This is a genomic window from Caballeronia choica, assembly GCF_001544535.1.
GTDB lineage: Bacteria > Pseudomonadota > Gammaproteobacteria > Burkholderiales > Burkholderiaceae > Caballeronia > Caballeronia choica.
Genome location: NZ_FCON02000034.1, coordinates 18,902 through 39,400, shown reverse-complemented (window position 1 = coordinate 39,400; position 20,499 = coordinate 18,902). Strand labels below are relative to the sequence as shown.

The 20,499-nt window shown below is 64.6% G+C and carries 18 protein-coding genes; 5 read left to right on the top strand and 13 right to left on the bottom strand.

What is annotated here, in order from left to right:
• Positions 1-113: 113 nt before the first annotated feature.
• The 5 genes from AWB68_RS17085 to cls all read right to left on the bottom strand — a co-directional run bounded on the left by AWB68_RS17085 (position 114) and on the right by cls (position 7,656).
• On the bottom strand, positions 114-1,529 hold the full coding sequence (locus tag AWB68_RS17085; protein WP_235028378.1) for an Nramp family divalent metal transporter: 1,416 nt from the start codon (positions 1,527-1,529) through the stop codon (positions 114-116).
• An 86-nt stretch (positions 1,530-1,615) separates the two neighbouring features.
• Positions 1,616-2,575 (bottom strand): dimethyl sulfoxide reductase anchor subunit family protein, encoded by a 960-nt coding sequence (locus AWB68_RS17080; RefSeq protein ID WP_087645531.1) that lies wholly within the window; start codon positions 2,573-2,575, stop codon positions 1,616-1,618.
• Positions 2,576-2,609: 34 nt separating this feature from the next.
• Positions 2,610-3,344, bottom strand: a complete 735-nt coding sequence (locus AWB68_RS17075; protein WP_087645530.1) for a 4Fe-4S dicluster domain-containing protein — start codon at positions 3,342-3,344, stop codon at positions 2,610-2,612.
• Between the two features lie 13 nt (positions 3,345-3,357).
• Positions 3,358-6,279, bottom strand: coding sequence for a molybdopterin oxidoreductase family protein (locus tag AWB68_RS17070; RefSeq protein WP_087645529.1), 2,922 nt, complete (start codon positions 6,277-6,279; stop codon positions 3,358-3,360).
• Positions 6,280-6,393: 114 nt separating this feature from the next.
• Entirely contained in the window at positions 6,394-7,656 is a 1,263-nt protein-coding gene (cls, locus tag AWB68_RS17065; protein WP_087645528.1) for a cardiolipin synthase, read from the bottom strand.
• Between the two features lie 388 nt (positions 7,657-8,044).
• Between cls and AWB68_RS17060 the strand changes: the two genes are divergently transcribed.
• Both AWB68_RS17060 and AWB68_RS17055 read left to right on the top strand, forming a co-directional pair.
• Entirely contained in the window at positions 8,045-9,442 is a 1,398-nt protein-coding gene (locus tag AWB68_RS17060; RefSeq protein ID WP_087645527.1) for an L-lactate MFS transporter, read from the top strand.
• A 14-nt stretch (positions 9,443-9,456) separates the two neighbouring features.
• A complete protein-coding gene (locus AWB68_RS17055) occupies positions 9,457-9,591 on the top strand; it encodes an MFS transporter small subunit (protein WP_087645526.1) in 135 nt (44 codons plus the stop codon).
• Positions 9,592-9,680: 89 nt separating this feature from the next.
• Here AWB68_RS17055 and AWB68_RS50800 read toward each other — a convergent pair whose 3' ends face one another.
• Complete coding sequence (locus tag AWB68_RS50800; RefSeq protein ID WP_268810930.1) at positions 9,681-9,812, bottom strand: hypothetical protein; 132 nt, start codon at positions 9,810-9,812, stop codon at positions 9,681-9,683.
• A 235-nt stretch (positions 9,813-10,047) separates the two neighbouring features.
• Here AWB68_RS50800 and AWB68_RS17050 point away from each other — a divergent pair, with 235 nt between their 5' ends.
• A complete protein-coding gene (locus AWB68_RS17050; protein ID WP_087645525.1) occupies positions 10,048-10,356 on the top strand; it encodes a high-potential iron-sulfur protein in 309 nt (102 codons plus the stop codon).
• Between the two features lie 2 nt (positions 10,357-10,358).
• Here AWB68_RS17050 and xth read toward each other — a convergent pair whose 3' ends face one another.
• The 7 genes from xth to AWB68_RS17015 all read right to left on the bottom strand — a co-directional run bounded on the left by xth (position 10,359) and on the right by AWB68_RS17015 (position 18,635).
• Positions 10,359-11,198: an exodeoxyribonuclease III gene (xth, locus tag AWB68_RS17045; protein WP_087645524.1), complete on the bottom strand. Its 840-nt coding sequence runs from the start codon at positions 11,196-11,198 to the stop codon at positions 10,359-10,361.
• A gap of 96 nt (positions 11,199-11,294) precedes the next feature.
• Positions 11,295-12,281: a sulfonate ABC transporter substrate-binding protein gene (locus AWB68_RS17040; protein WP_087645523.1), complete on the bottom strand. Its 987-nt coding sequence runs from the start codon at positions 12,279-12,281 to the stop codon at positions 11,295-11,297.
• 205 nt (positions 12,282-12,486) lie between these two features.
• Positions 12,487-13,695, bottom strand: coding sequence for a polysaccharide pyruvyl transferase family protein (locus AWB68_RS17035; protein WP_235028377.1), 1,209 nt, complete (start codon positions 13,693-13,695; stop codon positions 12,487-12,489).
• A gap of 68 nt (positions 13,696-13,763) precedes the next feature.
• Complete coding sequence (locus AWB68_RS17030) at positions 13,764-15,326, bottom strand: DHA2 family efflux MFS transporter permease subunit (protein ID WP_087645522.1); 1,563 nt, start codon at positions 15,324-15,326, stop codon at positions 13,764-13,766.
• Between the two features lie 54 nt (positions 15,327-15,380).
• Positions 15,381-16,640, bottom strand: coding sequence for an HlyD family secretion protein (locus AWB68_RS17025; RefSeq protein WP_087645521.1), 1,260 nt, complete (start codon positions 16,638-16,640; stop codon positions 15,381-15,383).
• Between the two features lie 36 nt (positions 16,641-16,676).
• Positions 16,677-18,158, bottom strand: coding sequence for an efflux transporter outer membrane subunit (locus tag AWB68_RS17020; protein ID WP_087645520.1), 1,482 nt, complete (start codon positions 18,156-18,158; stop codon positions 16,677-16,679).
• 39 nt (positions 18,159-18,197) lie between these two features.
• Positions 18,198-18,635: a MarR family winged helix-turn-helix transcriptional regulator gene (locus tag AWB68_RS17015; RefSeq protein WP_087645519.1), complete on the bottom strand. Its 438-nt coding sequence runs from the start codon at positions 18,633-18,635 to the stop codon at positions 18,198-18,200.
• A 229-nt stretch (positions 18,636-18,864) separates the two neighbouring features.
• Here AWB68_RS17015 and AWB68_RS17010 point away from each other — a divergent pair, with 229 nt between their 5' ends.
• Positions 18,865-19,074: a DUF3311 domain-containing protein gene (locus AWB68_RS17010; RefSeq protein ID WP_087645518.1), complete on the top strand. Its 210-nt coding sequence runs from the start codon at positions 18,865-18,867 to the stop codon at positions 19,072-19,074.
• Positions 19,075-19,090: 16 nt separating this feature from the next.
• Positions 19,091-20,476: a sodium:solute symporter family protein gene (locus AWB68_RS17005; RefSeq protein ID WP_087645517.1), complete on the top strand. Its 1,386-nt coding sequence runs from the start codon at positions 19,091-19,093 to the stop codon at positions 20,474-20,476.
• The last annotated feature ends 23 nt before the right edge of the window (positions 20,477-20,499 follow it).

Here is a 20,499-nt window from a genome sequence, read left to right as displayed (position 1 = left end):
CGCAGCACGAAGATCGGCTTGCCTTCGCTCGACGCTTCGTTCGGCAGCAGCGCGCTGGCGATGTCGATGTAACGTCCACGCACGAAGTTCTTTCAAGGCCACCTCAGCGGCGCTCAGGCCGCGAGCGTATCGACGAGCAGCTTGACGTTCAACACGATGATGATGCCGGCGACGAACCATGCGAGCATCGCCACCCATGCGGGCACGACGAAGACGCCCATCTTCCGCTTGTCGGAGACGAACCGCACGAGCGGGACGATGGCGAACGGAAGCTGCATCGACAGCACGACCTGGCTCAGCACGAGCAATTGCGCCGTGCCCTTCTCGCCATAAAGCGCCGTGACGACGATGACCGGAATGATCGCGATGCCGCGCGTGATCAGCCGGCGCGCCCAGTTCGGAATGCGCAAGCGGAGGAAGCCTTCCATCACGATCTGCCCGGCGAGCGTGGCGGTGACCGTCGAATTCAGCCCGGAAGCGAGGAGCGCGAGCGCGAAGAGCGTCGACGCGATGCCAAGGCCGAGCAACGGCGACAGCAGCCGGAACGCATCGCCGATTTCGGCGACGTCCGTATGGCCGGTCGCGTGAAAGGCCGTCGCCGCGACGATCAGGATCGCCGCGTTGATGAAGAGCGCGAGCATCAGCGCAATGGTGCTGTCGGTGGTGGCCCAGCGGATCGCGTCGCGGCGCCCGGCTTCGCCGGCATCGTAGGCGCGGGTCTGCACGACCGACGAATGCAGGTACAAATTGTGCGGCATCACGGTCGCGCCGATGATGCCGATCGCCACATACAGCATCTCGCGATTGGTCACGATCGACGGCGACGGCACGAAGCCGCGCAGCACGGCCGCGACCGGCGGCGCGGCGGCGACGATCTGCACGGCGAAGCACGCCGCGATCACGACCAGCAGCGCGATCACGAACGCTTCGAGGAAGCGGAAGCCGCGATTCATCAGGAGCAGGAGGAGGAAGGCGTCGAGCGCGGTGATGAGGGCGCCCGCGATCAGCGGAATGCCGAAGAGCAACTGCAATGCGATCGCCGTGCCGATGACCTCGGCAAGGTCGCACGCGATGATCGCCGCCTCGCAGGCGAGCCACAGCGCGATATTGACCGGCTTCGAATAATGGTCGCGGCACGCCTGCGCGAGATCGCGTCCGGTCGCGATGCCGAGGCGCACCGCGAGCGCCTGCAACAGGATCGCCATCAGGTTCGACAGCAGGATCACCGAGAGCAGGGTGTAGCCGAAGCGCGAGCCGCCGGCGAGATCCGTCGCCCAGTTGCCCGGGTCCATGTAGCCGACGGAGATCATGTAGCCGGGACCCGCGAACGCCAGGAAGCGCCGCAGCCACAGGCCGCCGGAAGGCACGGCGATCGACGAATACACTTCCGGCAGGCTGTGCCGGAAGGCTTCCTCCGGCCGCGCATTCCTCCATGCGGGCCGCTCGGGCCGGTCGGGCTTGGATAAGACGGAGTCTCGGGGGTCGTGCATCGGTACGCGCTCCCACCAGAACAGGCGGATGGTCAGCACGCAATATGCGCCGGGCGTTCCGAAGATTCAAGCGGCATTCTTCATACGCGTTTCAAGCTGCGCGTTCAATCCTTCGATTCAGACCTTCACGAAGAGCGCGCGTAATACAGGTTTTGCGGATGCCGCGCCTCGGCGAAGAAGAACCAGCGTTCCGCGACGAGTCCCGTGTATTGCGTCACGCAGGCCGCGCAAAAGAGCCCGATCGACAGCCCGACCGACGACGCGCTCACGCCGAGCACCATCAACACGAACGGCATGCCGAAGGCGCCGACGAGAAACGTCCACTTGACGCGGGCAAGCGTGCGCGGCGTTTGTCCGTGGAAGAACTCGCGCAGGTTGAACGCGCCGGCCGTGAAGCCGCGCGATTTCTGCACGACGTTCGCCCCCTTGATGCCGGTCGCGCTTTGCACCGTCGACTTCGGACGCAGGCGCGCATTGCGCATGAGCGAAGCGACGCGGCTCGCGCAGCCCGCGAGCGTCAGCAGGCAGGCGCAGACGGCAAGCCCGGCCGTCTGCGACGGCGCGAGCCACGCGGCGCACGCGGTGGCAAGCGTGAATCCGGACGCGCAGCCGAGCAGGACGAAGTTGACGATGGTGAGCGGTGTCGCCCATTCCTGCAGGAAGCGCAGGCACGCGTAGATCATCGCGGTGCAGACGAAGAGCGCGCCGCTCGAAAGCACACCGAGCGCGCCGATCGCAAGCGACGATGGCCATCCGAACCAGTGCGCCACGCCATACGCAAACGCGCAGGCGAGGAACGCGGGCAGGCACAGGCATTCGCGCGAGAGCCACGACGTGCGCCACATCGCGATCGCGCGCCATGCGCGCTCGGGATGTCCGAGGTGGAAGAACGAAGCGAGCAGGCCGAGCGCGCCAAGCGCAACTACGATCCCCGAGCCGACCACAAAAAACATCTGCGACGGCGCAGCGTTAGCTGATACGACGCCAAGCCTGACAGCGGCTTCGACGCCGAACAGCGCGATCAGCAAGCCCTGTGCGGCGCCGCTCAAGGTCGTGAGGAACACGACGGAAAATGCGGGTTTCATGTGCTACTCCCAAAATCGCCGGAACCGGAACCGGTCATACGCGCACCGCCATCGATGCCAGATTCAATTCGCCTCGCTCGAGCTGCGCATCGAGCGAGGCGGCCTGTGCGTCCTCGGGCTGGCAGGAACACGCGCCGCCGCTGCTGCACGACTTGACCGGCTGGCGCGGCAGATAATGGTTCGCGGGCTTGGTCTCCCACTCGGGCATCAGTTGATAGCCGCCGCGCTCGCGAATCGCCTTCGACACGACCGACTCGGGATCGTGAATATCGCCAAAGAGTCGCGCCGATGTCGGGCAAGCCAGCACGCATGCCGGCTTGCGGTCGCGTTCGGGCAGCGCCTCGTTGTGGATGCGATCGGCGCAAAGCGTGCACTTCGTCATCTCCTTGCGCACTTCGTCGAGTTCGCGCGCGCCGTACGGGCACGCCCACGCACAGTACTTGCAGCCGATGCACTTGTCGAAATCGACGAGCACGAGGCCGTCTTCCTTGCGCTTGTAGCTCGCGCCCGTCGGACACACCGGCACGCACGGTGGGTCCTCGCAGTGCAGGCACGACTTCGGGAAGTGAATGGTGTCGGCAAGCGGAAACTCGCCCGCCTCGTAGGTCTGCACGCGGTTGAAGAACGTGCCGGAAGGATCGGCGTCGTACGGACGCAGGTCGGCGAGACTGCCCGCCTCGCCGGACGTATTCCATTCCTTGCAACTCGTCACGCACGCGTGGCATCCCACGCAGACGTTCAGGTCGATCACGAGCGCCATCTGGGTCATGTGCGGCTCCTCGTCAATTACGCTTTACGGTGTTGCGAAGGCGCGCGGCAAATTCGCCGCGCCCCGCGAAGTAGGTCTGCACGACGCGCTGGAGCACGCCCGTCATGCCGGGCGCGGCCGTCATCGGCGCGAATTGCGGCAGCGTGTGGTCGGCGTCGGCTTCGGCAGGATAGACCCGCACGCGCACGTCGTACCACGCCGCCTGGCCGGTGATCGGGTCCGAGTTGGAGAAGCGCGCATCGGCGGGCGTGGCGCCCGGCAACTCGTCCGTGATCAGGTGATTCAGCAGGAAGCCGCGCTGCGATTCGTTGGCTTGCGGGCCGAGATTCCACGCGCCCGCCGCCTTGCCGATCGCGTTCCACGTCCAGACGGTGCCGGGCTCGACGGCTTCGCTGTAGCGCGCCATGCAGCGCACCTTGCCCCACTGCGATTCGACGTAGATCCAGCCGCCGTCCTCGATGCCGTTCTCGCGCGCCATCAGCGGATTCATGAACAGATGGTTCTCGCCGTGGATCTGCCGCAGCCACGCGTTTTGCGAGTCCCACGAGTGATACATCGCCATCGGGCGCTGCGTGACCGCCGCGAGCGGAAAACGTGCGAGATCGGTCGAATCGCGTTCGAGCGGCGGATACCAGAACGGCAGCGGATCGAAGTATTGCTCGACGCGCGCGCGCAGATGATCGGGCGGCTGCCGGCCCTTCCTGCGCCCTTGCGCCGCGAGCCGGAATTTCTGCATCACGTCGGAGTAGAGCTGGATCAGGATCGGCTCGTTGAACTTGCGAAAGCCCTTCTCGACCGCAAAGTCGAGATACGGCCCGTTGCAGTTGCGCATGTATTGCAGCGTTTCGGGCAGCGTGTAGTGGAAGACGCAATCGTGTTTCGCGTATTCCTCCCACTGGTTCGGATTCGGCTCGCCGACGAGCGCATCCTTGCCGTCCTTGCCGCGCCAGCCGATCAGGAAGCCGACGCCCGAACCCGGCGCGGTCTGATGATTGATGATGAACTCCGGATAGTCGCGGAACTTGCGCGTGCCTTCGGGCGTCGTGAACGCGGGCAGCTTGAGGCGGCTTGCCAGTTCGATCAGCACTTCCTGGAACGGCTTGCATTCGCCGGTCGGCGGCACGACGGGGACGCGCACCGAATCGACCGGGCCGTCGAACTCGGAGATCGGCCGGTCGAGCATCGACATCGCATCGTGCCGTTCGAGATACGTCGTGTCGGGCAGGATCAGGTCGGCGAAGGCCGTCATCTCCGACTGGAACGCGTCGCACACGACGATGAACGGAATCTTGTACTCGCCGTCCTCGTGCTTGTCGGCGAGCATCTTGCGCACTTCCACCGTGTTCATCGACGAATTCCACGCCATGTTCGCCATGAAGATCATCAGCGTGTCGATGGGGTACGGGTCGCCGCGCCACGCGTTGGTGATCACGCTGTGCATCAGGCCGTGGACCGCGAGCGGGTATTCCCACGAGAACGCCTTGTCGATGCGCACGGGGCCGCCCGCATCGTCGATGAAGAGGTCCTCGGGCGCGGCGGGCCAGCCGAGCGGGCCGGTGGCGAGCGGCGTGTTCGGCTTGACCGCGTCGGGATGATTCGGCGGTTTCGCCGAGGGCGGCACGGCACGCGGAAACGGCGACTTGTGGCGAAAGCCGCCGGGCCGGTCGATGGTGCCCATCAGCGACATCAGCACGGCGAGCGCGCGGATCGACTGGAAGCCGTTCGAGTGCGCGGCGAGCCCGCGCATCGCGTGGAAGGCGATCGGGTTGCCCGTTACCGTTTCGTGCGTCTTGCCCCACGCGTCGGTCCAGCGGATCGGCAGCGTGATCTTGTGATCGCGGCTCACTTGCGCCATTTCGTCGGCGAGCCGGCGGATCGTGGCGGCCGGAATGCCGGTGATCTCGGCGGCCCAGTCGGGCGTGCAGTCGGCCACGCGCTCGCGCAGCAAGGCGAACGACGGCGTGACGGGCGTGCCGTCGTCGAGCGTATAGCGGCCGTCGAGCGCGGGCTCGGCGCCCTCTGCGTGATGGCGCACCGCGCGGCCGGTCGCGCGATCCCACCACAAGTGATTTTGCGGGAACAGCGGATTACCTTCGGGTGCTTCGGGTTCGCGCACGAACAGGCCGAACGTGTCGCTTTGTTCGTTCATGTCGAGCAATTCGGCCGCGTTCGTGTAGCGCGTGACGAACTCGTGGTCGTAGGCGTCGGCGGCGATCAGTTCGTGGATCAGCGCCATGAAGAGCGCGCCATCGGTGCCGGGACGGATCGGCACCCATTCGTCGGCGATCGCGGCGTAGCCCGTGCGGATCGGATTGATCGCGATGAAGCGGCCGCCCGCGCGCTTGAACTTCGAGAGCGCGATCTTGAGCGGATTCGAGTGATGGTCCTCCGCCGTGCCGATCATGAAGAACAGCTTGGCGCTGTCGAGATCGGGGCCGCCGAATTCCCAGAACGAGCCGCCGATCGTGTAGATCATGCCCGCCGCCATGTTCGACGAGCAGAAGCCGCCATGCGCCGCGTAGTTGGGCGTGCCGAACTGCTTGGCGAAAAGGCCGGTGAGCGCCTGCATCTGGTCGCGTCCGGTGAAGAGCGCGAATTTTTTCGGATCGGTCGCGCGCAGGTGCGAGAGGCGCTTTTCGAGGGTGGCGAACGCCGTCTCCCACGAGACCGGCTCGAACTGCGCAGTGCCGCGGTCGGCGTCCGGCTTGCGCATCAGCGGCTGCGTGAGGCGCGCGGGCGAATACTGCTTCATGATCCCCGAGGAACCCTTCGCGCAGATTACGCCCTGATTGAGCGGATGATTCGGATTGCCATCGATGTAGCGGACCTCGCCGTCGCGCAGATGCACGCGGATGCCGCAACGGCACGCGCACATGTAGCACGTCGTGGTCTTCATTTCGAGCTTCTCGTCTTGCGTGCGAGCGCCGTGTTCCATGTCTGCCTCCTGCGAGCATGCCGGTGCGGCGGCTCTCTCATGGATCGTAGGAGTCAGGGATACAGAAGTAAAATCGCTATTTCAGATTCGATACATCAGACAGGCCGATACTTGTCACAGTTGCGAGTCGAGGAGGGCGACGACGCGCTCGACGAGCTTCTCCCGCAGCGAGCGCCGCTGCCAGTCCTCGAGCGTTACGCGGCGGGACTTCGCGAGGTCGTCCCGGAGAATCGCCGTCTGGATTTTCGCGAATTCGCGGTCGTAGATATTCAGGTTTGCTTCGTCGTTGAGCTTGAACGAACGGCTGTCAAAATTGGTCGATCCCACCGACACCAGGTATTCGTCGACGATCAAAAGCTTGCAGTGAAACATCGTCGGCTGGTACTCGTGGATTTCGACGCCGGCTTCGAGCAGGTCGCCCCAGCCCGCGCGCGAGGCCTCGCGCACCGTGTGCGTGTCGATGTGATTGCCGGGCGTCACGATTTGCACCTGCACGCCGCGCCGCCTGGCCTCGACGATCGCGTTGATCGTGAGCTTGTCGGGCACGAAGTACGCGCTCGCGAGATGGATCGTATGGGTCGCCGCCGTGATCGCCATCAGGTACATCAACTGCATGTCGTCGCTGCCGCCCGAGGGCGAACTGCTGAACATGTGCGCGATGCCGTCGCCCGCCGGCGCGATCTTCGGGAAATATTCCGGCCCGTGCAGCACGTTGCCGCTCGCCTTGATCCAGTTGTCCATGAAGACCGCCTGCATGTGCCCGGCAACCGGCCCCTCGACGCGGAAGTGCGTGTCGCGCCAGTGCTTCTCGTCCTGCGCGTTGCCCGTCCATTCCTCCGCGATGCCGACGCCGCCGGTAAAGCCCGTATGGCCGTCGATGACAAGCAGCTTGCGGTGCGTGCGGTCATTCATGCGGCCGAGGCCGGTCCAGTGCGGCTTGTGATACTGGATCACTTCGGCGCCGGCATCTCTGAGCATGCGCAGATAGCGGCGGTCCATCTTCTTCGATCCCACCCAGTCGAGCAGCACGTGCACGGCGACACCCGCGCGCGCCTTCTCCGAGAGCGCGGCGGCGAACTGCTCGCCGATCTCGCCCGACCAGTAGATGAAGGTTTCGAACGTGATGGTCTTTTGCGCCGAGCGGATACCGTCGAGCATCGAAGGAAATATCTCGTCGCCGTTGACGAGCACCTCGAAGCGGTTGCCCGTTTCGACGGGCGGCCCGAGCAGCAGGCTCATCGAGCGCGGGAACTGGGGGTCGTCGCTCGCATAGAGACGCTCGATCTTGTGCTCGATCTTCTTCTCGCCGCTCGACAGGTTCGCGACGATCAGGACGACGACCAGCGTGACGACGGCGGTGATGAAGATAGTCAGCATGCTCGACCCGGTGCCTTGTAGGTGATGTTGGAGGGCGAAGCCGATCCCGCGCTTTTGTGGATCAAACGCGGACGTCGAATGGCAGCGTGTGCCGACAGCATATTCCGGGCCAGCGGACCGCTCAACTATCCAATGGTTTACCGCAAGATTACTCCGGGCAAACGCTTATGGCACGAGTGTTCATATTGCAAAGCGGCGCGGTCTTGCTTATGTTCGACCGCATTCGGGTACGCAACAGTTGAACGGTTTGTTTCGATTGATCGGACCTGAAGGGCAATGGCACGGTCGCTTCGCCGGCATGGCAGGCAACACTCGACGGCAAGGCGGCCCGCCCTGTACAAAACTATATGCGAACGCAGTGCATAACAATGCGTTCCGGAGACCAGCAATGAACACCATTACCGACAACCGGCCCGCCAGCGACACCCACGGTTTCTTTTCCAAGAGCGCCACCATCGCCCAGCCCGGCTTCTCCCGCTGGATGGTTCCACCCGCCGCGCTCGCGGTCCACTTGTGTATCGGCCAGGCCTACGCGTTTTCAGTGTTCAACGCGCCGCTCACGAAGGTGATCGGCATCACGCAGTCGGCGCCGGACGACTGGTCGCTCACGACACTCGGCTGGATCTTCTCGCTCGCCATCGTGTTTCTCGGGCTGTCGGCCGCGTTCGCCGGCAAGTGGCTCGAAAAAGTCGGCCCGCGCCGCACGATGTTCACGTCGGCATGCTGCTTCGGCGGCGGCTTCCTTGTCTCGGCGCTTGGCGTGCACCTGCATCAGATCGTGCTGCTCTACCTGGGCTATGGCGTGATCGGCGGCATCGGGCTCGGGCTTGGCTACGTGTCGCCGGTATCGACGCTGATCCGCTGGTTTCCCGACCGCCGCGGCATGGCGACCGGCATGGCGATCATGGGCTTCGGCGGCGGCGCGATGATCGCCGCGCCCGCGTCGGTCGCGCTGATGAACCACTTCAAGAGCGCGACGGGCAACGGCGTTGCCGAGACGTTCGTCGTGCTCGGCGTCATCTACTTCATCTCGATGACGATCGGCGCGCTCGCGATCCGCATTCCGCACCCGGACTGGAAGCCGGCCGGCTGGACGCCGCCCGTCAAGGCCAGCAAGATGATTACACGCAACGACGTGCACATCGATCAGGCGCTGAAGACGCCGCAGTTCTACCTGCTCTGGCTCGTGCTGTTCCTGAACGTGACGGCGGGCATCGGCGTGCTCGGTCAGGCCTCGGTGATGATCCAGGAGAGCTTCAAGGCGTCGATCACGGCGGGCGCGGCGGCGGGTTTCGTCGGGCTGCTGTCGCTCTTCAACATGGGCGGGCGCTTCGTGTGGGCGTCGACGTCGGACTGGATCGGCCGGAAGAATACCTACTTCGTATTTTTCGCGCTTGGCGCCGTGCTGTATTTTCTCGTGCCGCAATTCGCGCAGTCGGGCAACATCGCGCTCTTCGTGCTCGCCTATGGCGTGATTCTCTCGATGTACGGCGGCGGATTCGCGACCATCCCGGCCTATCTCGCCGACATGTTCGGCACGGCCTTCGTCGGCGGCATTCATGGACGGCTGCTCACCGCGTGGGCGGCGGCGGGCGTCGCGGGGCCGGTGCTTGTGAACTACATCCGCGCTTATGAGGTGGCGCATGGAGTCGCGAAGTCCGAGGCCTATACGACGACGCTGCACATCATGGCGGCGCTGCTGGTGGTCGGATTCGTGTGCAACCTGCTCATCCATCGCGTGCATGAGAAACATCACATGAACGCGTCGGCGCCGGCGATCAACTGAACGAGGAGCTTCGAATGAACACCACTACGCACGTCGCCGCGCATCCGACCAACAAGCTGCTGCTCGCCGTCTTCTGGATCTATGTGCTCGTTCCGCTCGCCTGGGGCATCACCAACACGCTCACGCAGGCGATGAAACTGTTTCATTGAGGGGTATTGTCGCGGCGAGGGGCGCGGCGGGTTTCATCGACGCTTCGCCCTTTCGCCGGTTTTGTTATGTGCTTCAGTGCTTCAGTGCTTCAGTGCCATTGCCGCTGCGACTCCACCGACGCCTTGTTCAGGCTCCGCCGCGCCAGGACGCTCATGAAAAGCGTCGTGCTCACGAGTACCACCAGATCCACTCCCGCAATCATCCAATCCGTTGCCGCCACTGCCGTTCTCCCTGTGAAAAGTGCCGTCGCGCCGTTGGCCGGACGCGGATGAGCCGTTGGTTACTGGCCTGTTTTACGGCAGGGACCGGAAAAGCTTGAGCGCGGCGCCGGGGCGGGCCGGCAAAGTCTGCCGGATCGGCGCGAGCGGCGTATCGTTCGGTTAGGCGCCAGCGGACGCATCATTGCGTCCGCCCGGCCCTTCCCCTCGACAACACAATACGTCCCGCTCCCCGCCATGAATCCATCCCGTCGCAGTTTCATGATCTTCAGCATCGGCGCAGGGTCGTCGCTGCTTTTGTCGCGAACGGCTCTCGCCGATGACCCGAAGCTCAGCGAGTCGGACCCGGCCGCAGTCGCCGTCGGTTACAAGGAAGACGCCAAGAAAATCGACAAGGCCAAATACTCCAACTACGCCGCCGGGCAAGATTGCAGCAATTGCTCGCTGTTCCAGGGCAAATCCACCGACGCCTGGGGCGGCTGCACGCTCTTCGGCAACAAGCAGGTCGCTGCGCGCGGGTGGTGCAGTTCGTACACCAACATGTGAACTCATTGCGGCGCAGCCTTGCGGCGCGTGCGCGCCGCCGGCTTCTCCGCCGGCTTCTTCTTGGCGCTCATGTCGAGTTCGATCCAGGTCGGCGCGTGGTCGCTGGCGTGAGGGCGGTCGCGCACCCAGCGGTCGACTCCCGCGTCTTTCAGGCGCGGCGCCAGTTCCGGATTGAGCAGCAGATGGTCGATCCGCAGCCCCGAGTTCTTCTGCCAGTGCTGCCGGAAGTAATCCCAGAACGTATAGATGCGCTCGTCGGGATGACGCGTGCGCAGCGCATCGACCCATCCCTGGTCGAGCAGGCGCCGATACCGCTCGCGGCTTTCGGGCTGCAGGAGCGCGTCCTTGAGCCACGACTTCGGATTGTAGATATCCTCGTCGGTCGGCACGACGTTGAAGTCGCCCGCGAGCACGACCGGATGGCCGTTGTCGTAAAGGCCCGCCGCGTAGTCGATCAAGCGCTCGAACCACGCAAGCTTGTAGTCAAACTTCGGGCCGGGCTGCGGATTGCCGTTGGGCAGATAGAGACACCCGACCAGCACGCCATGCGCCGCCGCCTCGATGTAACGGCTGTGGGTGTCGCCCATGTCGCCCGGCAGGCCGCGCCGGGTTTCGATCGGGTCCATGCCCTTCGTGAGGATCGCGACGCCGTTCCACGACGGCTGTCCGTGCCAGATCGCGCCATATCCCGCGGCGCGGATTTCGTCGCTGGGAAACGCCGTGTCGGGCGCCTTCAGTTCCTGGAGACACGCGACGTCCGGCGCCTCTTTATCGAGCCATTCGAGCAGCGCGGGCAGGCGCGAACGGATGCCATTGATGTTGAAGGTGGCGATCTTGAGCATGGTCTCTCTGAGGTCCGGTTTCAGGCGAATCCCGATACTGAGCAAACACAGTACCGGATCCGGTGAAACTCGGCAGAGAGACTCCGCCTGTACGCGTTACGCGGTATTCCAGCGCGCGTCGCTGACCGTGAGCTTCTTCGGAATCAGCTTCAGGTCGTTGAACGTATCGGCGATCCGCTGCTGGTAGGCGAGCGTTTCGGCCGTCACCGGCTGCACGCCGTAAGCGGTACGCTTGAGCGCGACTTCGAGCGTTGGCGCATCGAGCCCGACGAGCGGCGACAACAGGCGCGCGACGTCCGGGATATTGTCGCGGCCCCATTTGTCGACGGAATCGAGTTCGTCGAGCAGCGCATGCAGCAGTTGCGGCTGCGCGGAGGCGAACTTGCGCGCGGAGAGGTAGTACTGCGTGTTGCGCACGAGCCCTTCGCCATCGACGAGCACCCGCGCGTTCGCCTGCCGTTGGGCGGCGGCGAGGTACGGGTCCCAGATCACCCAGGCATCGACGCTGCCCTGCACGAACGCGGCGCGCGCATCGGCGGGCGCGAGATACACGGGCTGGATATCCGCGTAGGTGAGTCTTGCGTTCTGCAGCGCCCTGACGAGCAGGAAGTGGACGTTCGACCCCTTGTTGAACGCGACCTTCTTGCCGCGCAGATCGGCGACGGTCTTGATCGGCGAGTTCGCCGGCACGACGATCGCCTCGCCGCGCGGCGCGGGCGGCTCATTGCCGATATAGACGAAATCGACGCCCGCCGCCTGGGCGAAGATCGGCGGCGTTTCACCGACCGTGCCCACATCGACGGCGCCGGCGTTCAGGCCTTCGAGCAACTGCGGCCCGGCGGGAAATTCGAGCCACTGCACGCCGACGCCCTGCGCGGCGAGGCGCTTTTCGAGCGTCCCGCGCGCCTTCAAGACGACGAAGTTGCCGTACTTCTGATAGCCGATGCGCAAGGTTTTCGCATCGTTTTGCGCGAGCACGGCGCGTGGCGCGACAAGCGTCGCGGCGAGCGCGGTGGCACCCTTCAGCAGGGTGCGCCGGCTGGCGCTTGCGGGATGCGGCTTGCCGGAATCTTGCTGAGACATGTGTCGTTCCCAATGATGTTGCGATGCTTCGACGAGTAAGCCAGACGTCAGATTCTATTGACGCCCCGTCCGATTCACGAACCAAGTTTTTCAGCTTTGCTTGTCGGGATATGCGATTTGGGAAGTTGATTGGGTGACCGCTTGCGCTCGGGGCCGGGTGCCGTCTACATCGTTTGATACGCTCAGGCGGCGGAAACACCACCGCTTAAAGGCGCATCCGCGCAGCAGCAAGCTCAAACCCCCGCCGATAAAGTTCGGCCAACTCCCACGCACGCCTCTCGCGACGCGCTTTGTCCGTCCCGAGTGCATCGACGACCGAGCGCGCGAACTCGCCAACCTCCACCTCCCCCGGCATCTCCGCATCATCCCAAGTGGCGGCGTACGACGCCTGCTTCGTAAGAGCGGAAACGCGCCCCGGATGGCGCAAATTCACACGCGGCAACGCAAACGCCATCGCGACGATTCGTCCATGCAGGCTGCTGCCCGCAAAGCAACGGCTATTGGCGATCAACGCGCAGATGTCCCACACATTCAGCGACCGGAAAATTCCCGGCGTCGCGCCACGCATATAGGTAGCCGTCCGCTCATAGCAGGCCACATCGTCATGCCACGGCGCGGCGCCCGCACGGAAGAACACGATGCCGAACCCGGTCGCGCTTGCCGCTCTATCCAGTTGAGCAGCCAGGCGCGCGAGCGTATCGTCGTCGCCGAAATCGGCGCTGAACTGCACGGCGATGTAGCCGTTCGGAAACGCCCGAACGACGCTTCCCATCTCGACCTGCCGCACCCGTTCGCGAATGCGAGCGCCGAAAAGCTGCGCCACCATCACGGCGGGGTCGGGAATCAGGCGCGACTCGACGCCGGCCGCACTGAGCAGCGCTTGCGATTGCCTGTCGCGCACGCTGATGTCATCGGCTGCGGCGAGCTTCGACAGCACTTCGGCACGCAGCGCGAGATCGCGAGTGTCCAGGTCCACGCCGCCGACCGCGTTGTACAGCACCCGAACCGGGCCACGAAACGCGTCGGGCGAAACCGTGTACGGCGCCAGCGCAGTCGTTCGCAATAACGCTTGCGCCCATGTCAGTCTTTCGCGAGGCCGCGCGTCGACGCGCGCAATCGTCTCTCGCGCGAGATCGGCGGGCAAGGTCATCACGGCGGCTTCGTAGGTGTCGCAGGTCAGCAGTTCGCCGCCCGCGTGGATGATGTTCACCGGCGTTTCGCCCAGGCGCTCGGCAAGCCGCGGCAGCGCGTGAATCCGATGCCCGCCGACCGCGCGCAGATCACGATCGGCGACGCCCGCGAACAGCAGATCGCGAGGCCCCGACATCGCCCCGACGATGTGCGCGAACAGCAAGTCGCCGAAGTTGTGACGATCGAACGCGCCGATCAGGATCGTTGCCGTTTCCACCGCCACGGTGTTCCCCTCCGATGCGTCCGCGTGCCGTCATCACAGCATAGCGGCCGCACGCATCGCGGCAAGCCTCAATGACCGCCCGCGCCCGCCGCGCCTGCTCCCGCGCCCTTGCCCGGCTTCGTCAGCCAGATGAGCGGAATGATCGCGATGAAGATCACCGCCGAGAGCCAGAAGATGTCGTTCAGCCCGAGCATCGCGGCCTGCGCGTTGAGCGAGCGCTCGAAGAACGCGAGCGCTTGTGGCGTGCCGGCATCGAGCGTCGTTTGCAGCGAGCCGATCGCATCGGTGAATGCGGGGTTATGAACGCTTGCCTGGTCGACGAGTTGCGAATGATGAAGGATCGTCCGGTCGTTCCAGCCCGTGGCGGCAAGCGATGTACCCACCGCGCCCGCGAACACCCGCACGAAGTTCGACAAGCCCGCCGCCGCGGGAATCTTCGCCTGCGGCAAGCCCGAGAGAATGATCGCGGTCAGCGGCACGAAAAAGAGCGCGGTCGGGATGCCTTGCAGCAGCGTCGGAATCACGAGCGTCCAGGTATCGACGCCGGTCGTGTAATGCGAGCGCATGAAGAACACGCCGGCGAAGCCGATGAACGCCAGCGTCGCGAGCACGCGGGCGTCGGACTTCGGCATGATTTTGCCCATCACCGGCGCGAGCAGCACCGCGAAGATGCCGAGCGGCGCGGTGACGAGCCCGGCATCGACGGAACGGTAGTTCAGAAAGCCCTGCATCCATTGCGGCAGCAGCACGAGGTTCGAGAAGAACACCGCATAGGCGACGGAAATCGCCACCGTGCCGCCCAGGAAATTGCGTCCCATGAAGAGCTTGACGTCGATCACCGGGTTTTTCTCCGTCAGTTCCCAGATCACGAAGAACACGAAGCTCACGAGCGCGAACACGCCAAGCGCGACGATCACCGGCGAGTTGAACCAGTCGAGATCCTTGCCCTTGTCGAGCATGATCTGCAACGAGCCGACCCACGCGATCAGCGAGATCAGGCCGACCTTGTCGATGGGAATGCGCTTTGCCGGCGTTTCGCGCTCGCGATAGATCGCCCACGTGACGCCCGCCGCGAAAATGCCGACCGGGATGTTGATGTAAAAGATCCACGACCACGAATAGCTGTCGGTGATCCAGCCGCCGAGCGCGGGTCCGGCAATCGGGCCGACGGTTGCCGTCATCGCCCAGAGCGCGAGCGCGTGCGAGCTCTTTTCCTTCGGGTACGAGCCGAGCAGGATTGCTTGCGAGAGCGGAATCAGCGGCCCCGCGACGGCGCCTTGCAAGATCCGCGCGGCGAGCAAGACCGGCAGGTTAGGCGCGATGCCGCACAGCCACGACGAGAACACGAACAGCAGGATCGCCCAGACGAACAGCTTGATCTGGCCGACGCGCTGCGTAAGCCAGCCGGTCAGCGGAATCGCGATCGCGTTCGCCGCGGCGAAGAGCGTGATGACCCAGGTCCCTTCGTCGACGGAAACGCCGAGATTGCCGGCGATCGTCGGAATCGCGACGTTCGCAATCGACGAATCCAGCACGTTCATGAAGGTGGCGAGCGCGACCGCAAGCGTGGCGAGCACGAGCTTGCCGCCGCTGAGCGGCGCGGGCATGGCGGAATTGACCGACGGATTCATTGCATCACCTGTTTTGTCTTTGGCTGACGTGTCAGATAGTTGGGCAAAAAAAGATCAACCCGCCCGGCGCTTCGGCGCCGCCTTCGCTGAAGCCGCTGCAACCGCGGCAACCGGACTCGCCGCCGGCATGTTCTGCTCGATGATCTTCGCGATCTCCGCATCGGCTTCGTCGCCGTATTTGCTGAACACGTCCGTGCGATACGACGTCGTCGTCGCGGCGCCGAGCTGGGTGCCCGATTCGTCGCGCGTTTCGACCTCGGCCTGCATCGACAAGCCGATCCGCAGCGGATGCGCGTCGAGTTCGCGCGGGTCGAGCTGGATGCGCACCGGCAGGCGCTGCACGACCTTGATCCAGTTGCCGGTTGCGTTCTGCGCGGGCAGCACGGCGAACGCGGCGCCCGTGCCGGCCGAAAAGCCCTCGACGTGTCCGTGGTATTTCACCTTCGAGCCGTAGACGTCGGCGGTGAGCGTCACCGGCTGGCCGATGCGCATGCGCGTCAACTGCACTTCCTTGAAGTTGGCGTCGACCCAGACGCCGTCGAGCGGCACGATCGCCATCAGCGGCGTGCCGGGCGCGACACGCTGTCCGACCTGCACCGAGCGGCGCGCCACGTAGCCCGTCACCGGCGCGGGCAGCGTGTTGCGCGCGTAGCTGAGATACGCGTCGCGCACCTTCGATGCCGCCGCCTGCACGTTCGGATGCGCCTCGATCGAGGTGCGGTCGGTGAGTGCGTGATTCGCCTCCGATTGCTGGCGCACGGCGTCGAGCGCGGCTTGCGCGGCACTCACGGCGTCGCGTGCATGCGCGATGTCTTCGCCCGACACCGCGCCCGTATCCGCGACCGCCTGGCGGCGCTTCAGGTCGTCGAGCGCGCGGGCGAGGTCGGACTGCCGCTGTGCGACCGTCGCGGCGTAGAACGCGTTGTTCACGTACAGGCTGCTCACTTGCCGCACGGTCTGGCCGAGCGTCGCTTCGGCGTTCGAGAGCGCGACCCTGGCGTCGGCGGCGTCGAGCGTTACGAGCGGCGTGCCCTGCTTGACGATCTGCGTGTCGTCGGCGTTGACCGCGATCACCGTGCCGCTCACTTGCGGCGTCAGTTGCACGAGGTTGCCGCTGACGTAGGCGTCGTCGGTTCCTTCGAAGAAGCGGCCTGTCGTGTAGTAGTAAGTGCCGTAGCCCGCGCCCGCCACCACGACGCTCGCGGCAAGCAGCGAAAGCAGCAGCTTGCGCGTGCGCGGTGTCTTCGTCCGGGCCTGCTGCACTTCGCCTGATGGGTCCGCCGTCGTCCGGGCGGAGGTGACCGTGTCGCTCATTTCAATGCTCCTGGTGATTTCGTGGACGTGCCCGCTTCAGCGCGCGGCAACGACGGGGTTGGCGGTATCGCTCGCGGAATCGGTGTAGCCGCCGCCGAGCGCGGCCGCGAGCGCGATCTGCTGGTCGCGGCGGTTCATCTTCAGATTCGCGACCGACTGGTCCGCCGCGAGCGCGTTCGTCTCGGCATTCAGGACGGTCAACTGGTTCGTCAGGCCCGCCTTGTATTGCGTGAGCGCGAGTTCGTCGGCGCGGCGCGCGGCCGCCTGCGCGACCTCGGCGTCGACGAGTTGCGCATCGGTCGAGCGGATCTGCGCAAGTTGCGTCGCGACCTCCGACAACGCGGTCACGAGCGTCTGGTTGTAGGTGGCGACGGCGTAGTCGAAGTCGGCGTAGCGGCCCTTCAGTTGCGCACGCAGCGCGCCGCCATCGAAGATCGGCAGGTGGATTGCCGGACCCGCCGACATCGTGCGGCTCGCCGCCGTGAGGAGACGCCCGAAACCGAACGCATCGAGTCCGAGCGACGCGCTCAGGTTGATGTCCGGATAGAACTCCGCCTTGGCTTCCTTCACTTCGTGCGTGATCGAATCGACGCGCCAGCGCGCCGCGACGATATCCGGGCGACGGCTCACGAGATCGGCGGGCAGGGAATCCGGCAGGCGCACTTCATCGCCGATGCCGAGCGACGGACGCGCGATCGACAAGCCGCGATCCGGTCCCTCGCCAAGCAAGGCGGCGAGCTGGTAGCGCGTCGTGACGATGCTGCCGTCGAGCGCCGAAAGCGTGGCGCGGCTCGACGCGAGATTCGCCTGCGCGGTCTTGCGCTCGACTTCGGTGTCGAGACCGGTCGCGATGCGCCCGGCCGTGATGCGGTCGATGTGCTCGCGCTGCGCGATTTCCTGCTGCGCGATGTCGCGCAGCGCGTAGAGGCGGGCGAGCTGGTTGTAGGCTCGCGCGATGGTTTCGTTGAGCGTGAGCTTGACCACTTCGGCGTCCGCCTGGCTGGCCTGCAACTGCGACAGCGCGGCCTTGAGGGCTTCGCGGTTCTTGCCCCACAGGTCGAGATCGTAGGAAGCCGACACGAGCGCCTTGTTCTCCGATTGCCACGAGCCGGCATAGGGCGGCGGCACGAGCGCATTCGACGAAAACTGCTGACGGGTGTACGAATACGACGCGCCGACTTGCGGCAACGTGTTCGCCCTCGCGGTCTCGCTATAGGCGGCCGCCGCCGCGACGCGCGAACGCGCCTGCTCGAGCGTCGGGCTGCTTTTGAAGGCTTCGTCGAGCAGCGCCTTGAGCTGCGCGTCGCCGAACTGATCGGCCCAGTCGGCGGCGGGCCAGTGGCCCTGTTCGGCCGGCAGGCTCTGTTCGGTCGCGTATGACTGCGGCCGCGCCATTTCCTTGTCGCTGTGGATACCGGCGTAGTTCGCACACGCCGACAGAACCGCCGCGAAGATCACCGTGACGCCCGCCTTCGCGACCCGCGAACCGACTGTGCTGCTATTTAACTGTGATTTCATTTTCTGACTCATCAGATATTTGGCCAAAAAAAATGCCGTTCACGCTTCGAGGAACTTGTGAAGCAGGCGGCGCAGTTCGTCGAACTCTTCGCTGCTGAACTTCTGAAGACGTGCATTCAGGACGACCGGAGCGATTTCCGGAATCCGCGCGGCCACCGCACGGCCCGCTTTCGTCAACGTCAGGTTCACCACGCGACGATCTTCCACGCTGCGCGACCGTTCGAGCAAGCCGCGGGTTTCGAGTCTGTCGAGCATGCGCGTCATCAGGCCGGTGTCGATGCCGAGCAGTCTCGCCAGTTCGAACGGCGTGGTGGCGGCGCCGTCCGTCATCGAGAGCAGGATGCCGACTTGCGGGCTCGTGACGTTCAGGTCCTTCAACGCCGCGTCCATCTCCGCGACGACGAGGTTTCGAGCCTTGGTGATCGCAAAACCAACGCTCTGCGCCATCCGGAAATCCTCTTTCGTGTAGTGGTCCATCGTTGCTCTCCCGAATCGTTGATCGAAATTTATCTGCATTATCAGATATTGTCAATATCAAATTTGAATCCGGCCGATAGCGCAACCGTTGGACTCAGCGATTGCCGGGAACTGGCACTATTCCTCTGCAATTTCGTCCGGTAATACTGAATCAGTCCGACGCGGCAGGGCGCCGCAGCCCGGCCCCGGACCATTGCGCGGCCCGTGCAACGGAACGCAAGGAGACGAAATGCTCAGGTTTTTCATCGGAATTGGCGTGCCCTATATCGGGGTCATCGGACTCTTGCCGTGGGTCGCTTCGGTCGACAAGTACGTCTTCGGCGTGCCCTTCATCTATGCGTGGATCTTCGCGTGGTTCGTGCTGACGTCCGGCTGCCTCTTGCTTTGCTGGCGCCTGTTCGACCGTCATCACGACGACGCGCATCCGCAAAACAACTGATCCACGGAGGCTTCGGATGGCTACCGCCGTATTTCTCGGCTTCATCGTCTTTTCGCTCTATCTCGCCTTGCGCTCGAACAAGGGTCGCGGGCCGCAGAGCGTGCACGACTTCTTCGTCGCGTCGCGGCAGTTCGGCGCGTACCTCGTGTTCTTTCTCGCTGCCGGCGAGATCTACAGCATCGGCACGATGGTCGGCTTTCCCGGCGGCATCTACGCGAAGGGACCGACCTATGGCGTCTGGTTCCTCGGCTATATCCTGCTCGCGTACCCCGTCGGCTATTTCATCGGACCGAAGATCTGGCAAGCCGGCAAGCGCTATAACGCGATCACCCTGCCCGACCTCTTCAAGGGACACTTCGAGAGCCGTGCGCTCGAACTGATCGTCGCCGGCTCCGCGATCCTGTTCCTGCTGCCCTGGGGACAGTTGCAGTTCACCGGCCTCGTCGCGGCGCTCAAGGGGCTCGGCTGGGACTTCCAGCCGCTCTACCTGATCCTGATCTCGGCCGTGCTGGCGTTCACGTATATCGCGATCGCGGGGGTGCGGGCATCCGCGTATATCGCGGTGCTTAAAGACATCCTGATGGTCCTGGCGATCGTGGTGACGGGTCTCGCCGTGTCGTGGGAAACGGGCGTAACGCAGGTCTTCCATGCGGCGAGTCAGCATGTCAGCAACAATATGAACGCGCACCAGCTCACGTTCTCGATGAGCACGATGCTGTTCCAGTCGCTCGGCTTCTACGTGATGCCGTTTGCGGTGCAGAACTTCTTTACCGCGAAGACCGCCAACACGATCCGCCGCACGCAGGTCGCGATGCCGCTGTACATGCTGATGTATCCGTTTCTCGTCATCGCGTCCTATTATGCGATCAGCCAGAACCTGCATCTCGCATCGCCGAACGAGGCGTTCTTCGCCGCCGCGATCCGGCTCCTGCCGGGCTGGCTGCTCGGACTCGTCGCGGCGGGCGCTTCGCTCTCGGGGCTTCTCGTGCTGGCGGGCATCTGTCTCGCGATCGGCCCGATCGTCACGCGCAACCTGCTGCCCAACATGCCGGAGAGCAAGCAGAAAACGAGCGCGAAGGTGGTCATCGTGATTTACCTGGTGCTCTCGATCGTGATGACGCTCCTCACGCCGAATCTCATGCTCACGCTGATCAACACCACCTACTACGGCGTCACGCAATTTTTCCCCGGCGTCATGGTGATCCTGTTCGGCCTGCGCGTGCGGCCCGCCGCCATCGGCGCGGGCATGCTGACGGGCCAGTTGCTCGCGATCGCGCTCTACGTGACGCAGGCCGACTTCGGCGGGTTCAACATCGGCTTGTTGTGCCTGGCGCTGAACGTCGTCGTCGCGACGGTGGTGAATCTCGCGAGCCGCCGTGGCCGCGTGCAAGCGCTGTCCTGAAATGCGCATCGCCCGACACTTAT

What these genes read in the sequence shown, in the direction of transcription:
- AWB68_RS17020 (WP_087645520.1), bottom strand. Translation starts at nt 18,158, where the DNA reads ATGAAATCACAGTTAAATAGCAGCACAGTCGGTTCGCGGGTCGCGAAG.
- AWB68_RS17010 (WP_087645518.1), top strand. Translation starts at nt 18,865, where the DNA reads ATGCTCAGGTTTTTCATCGGAATTGGCGTGCCCTATATCGGGGTCATC.
- AWB68_RS17075 (WP_087645530.1), bottom strand. Translation starts at nt 3,344, where the DNA reads ATGACCCAGATGGCGCTCGTGATCGACCTGAACGTCTGCGTGGGATGC.
- cls (WP_087645528.1), bottom strand. Translation starts at nt 7,656, where the DNA reads ATGCTGACTATCTTCATCACCGCCGTCGTCACGCTGGTCGTCGTCCTG.
- AWB68_RS17015 (WP_087645519.1), bottom strand. Translation starts at nt 18,635, where the DNA reads ATGGACCACTACACGAAAGAGGATTTCCGGATGGCGCAGAGCGTTGGT.
- AWB68_RS17055 (WP_087645526.1), top strand. Translation starts at nt 9,457, where the DNA reads ATGAACACCACTACGCACGTCGCCGCGCATCCGACCAACAAGCTGCTG.
- xth (WP_087645524.1), bottom strand. Translation starts at nt 11,198, where the DNA reads ATGCTCAAGATCGCCACCTTCAACATCAATGGCATCCGTTCGCGCCTG.
- AWB68_RS17025 (WP_087645521.1), bottom strand. Translation starts at nt 16,640, where the DNA reads ATGAGCGACACGGTCACCTCCGCCCGGACGACGGCGGACCCATCAGGC.
- AWB68_RS17050 (WP_087645525.1), top strand. Translation starts at nt 10,048, where the DNA reads ATGAATCCATCCCGTCGCAGTTTCATGATCTTCAGCATCGGCGCAGGG.
- AWB68_RS17080 (WP_087645531.1), bottom strand. Translation starts at nt 2,575, where the DNA reads ATGAAACCCGCATTTTCCGTCGTGTTCCTCACGACCTTGAGCGGCGCC.
- AWB68_RS17005 (WP_087645517.1), top strand. Translation starts at nt 19,091, where the DNA reads ATGGCTACCGCCGTATTTCTCGGCTTCATCGTCTTTTCGCTCTATCTC.
- AWB68_RS17030 (WP_087645522.1), bottom strand. Translation starts at nt 15,326, where the DNA reads ATGAATCCGTCGGTCAATTCCGCCATGCCCGCGCCGCTCAGCGGCGGC.
- AWB68_RS17070 (WP_087645529.1), bottom strand. Translation starts at nt 6,279, where the DNA reads ATGGAACACGGCGCTCGCACGCAAGACGAGAAGCTCGAAATGAAGACC.
- AWB68_RS17060 (WP_087645527.1), top strand. Translation starts at nt 8,045, where the DNA reads ATGAACACCATTACCGACAACCGGCCCGCCAGCGACACCCACGGTTTC.
- AWB68_RS17040 (WP_087645523.1), bottom strand. Translation starts at nt 12,281, where the DNA reads ATGTCTCAGCAAGATTCCGGCAAGCCGCATCCCGCAAGCGCCAGCCGG.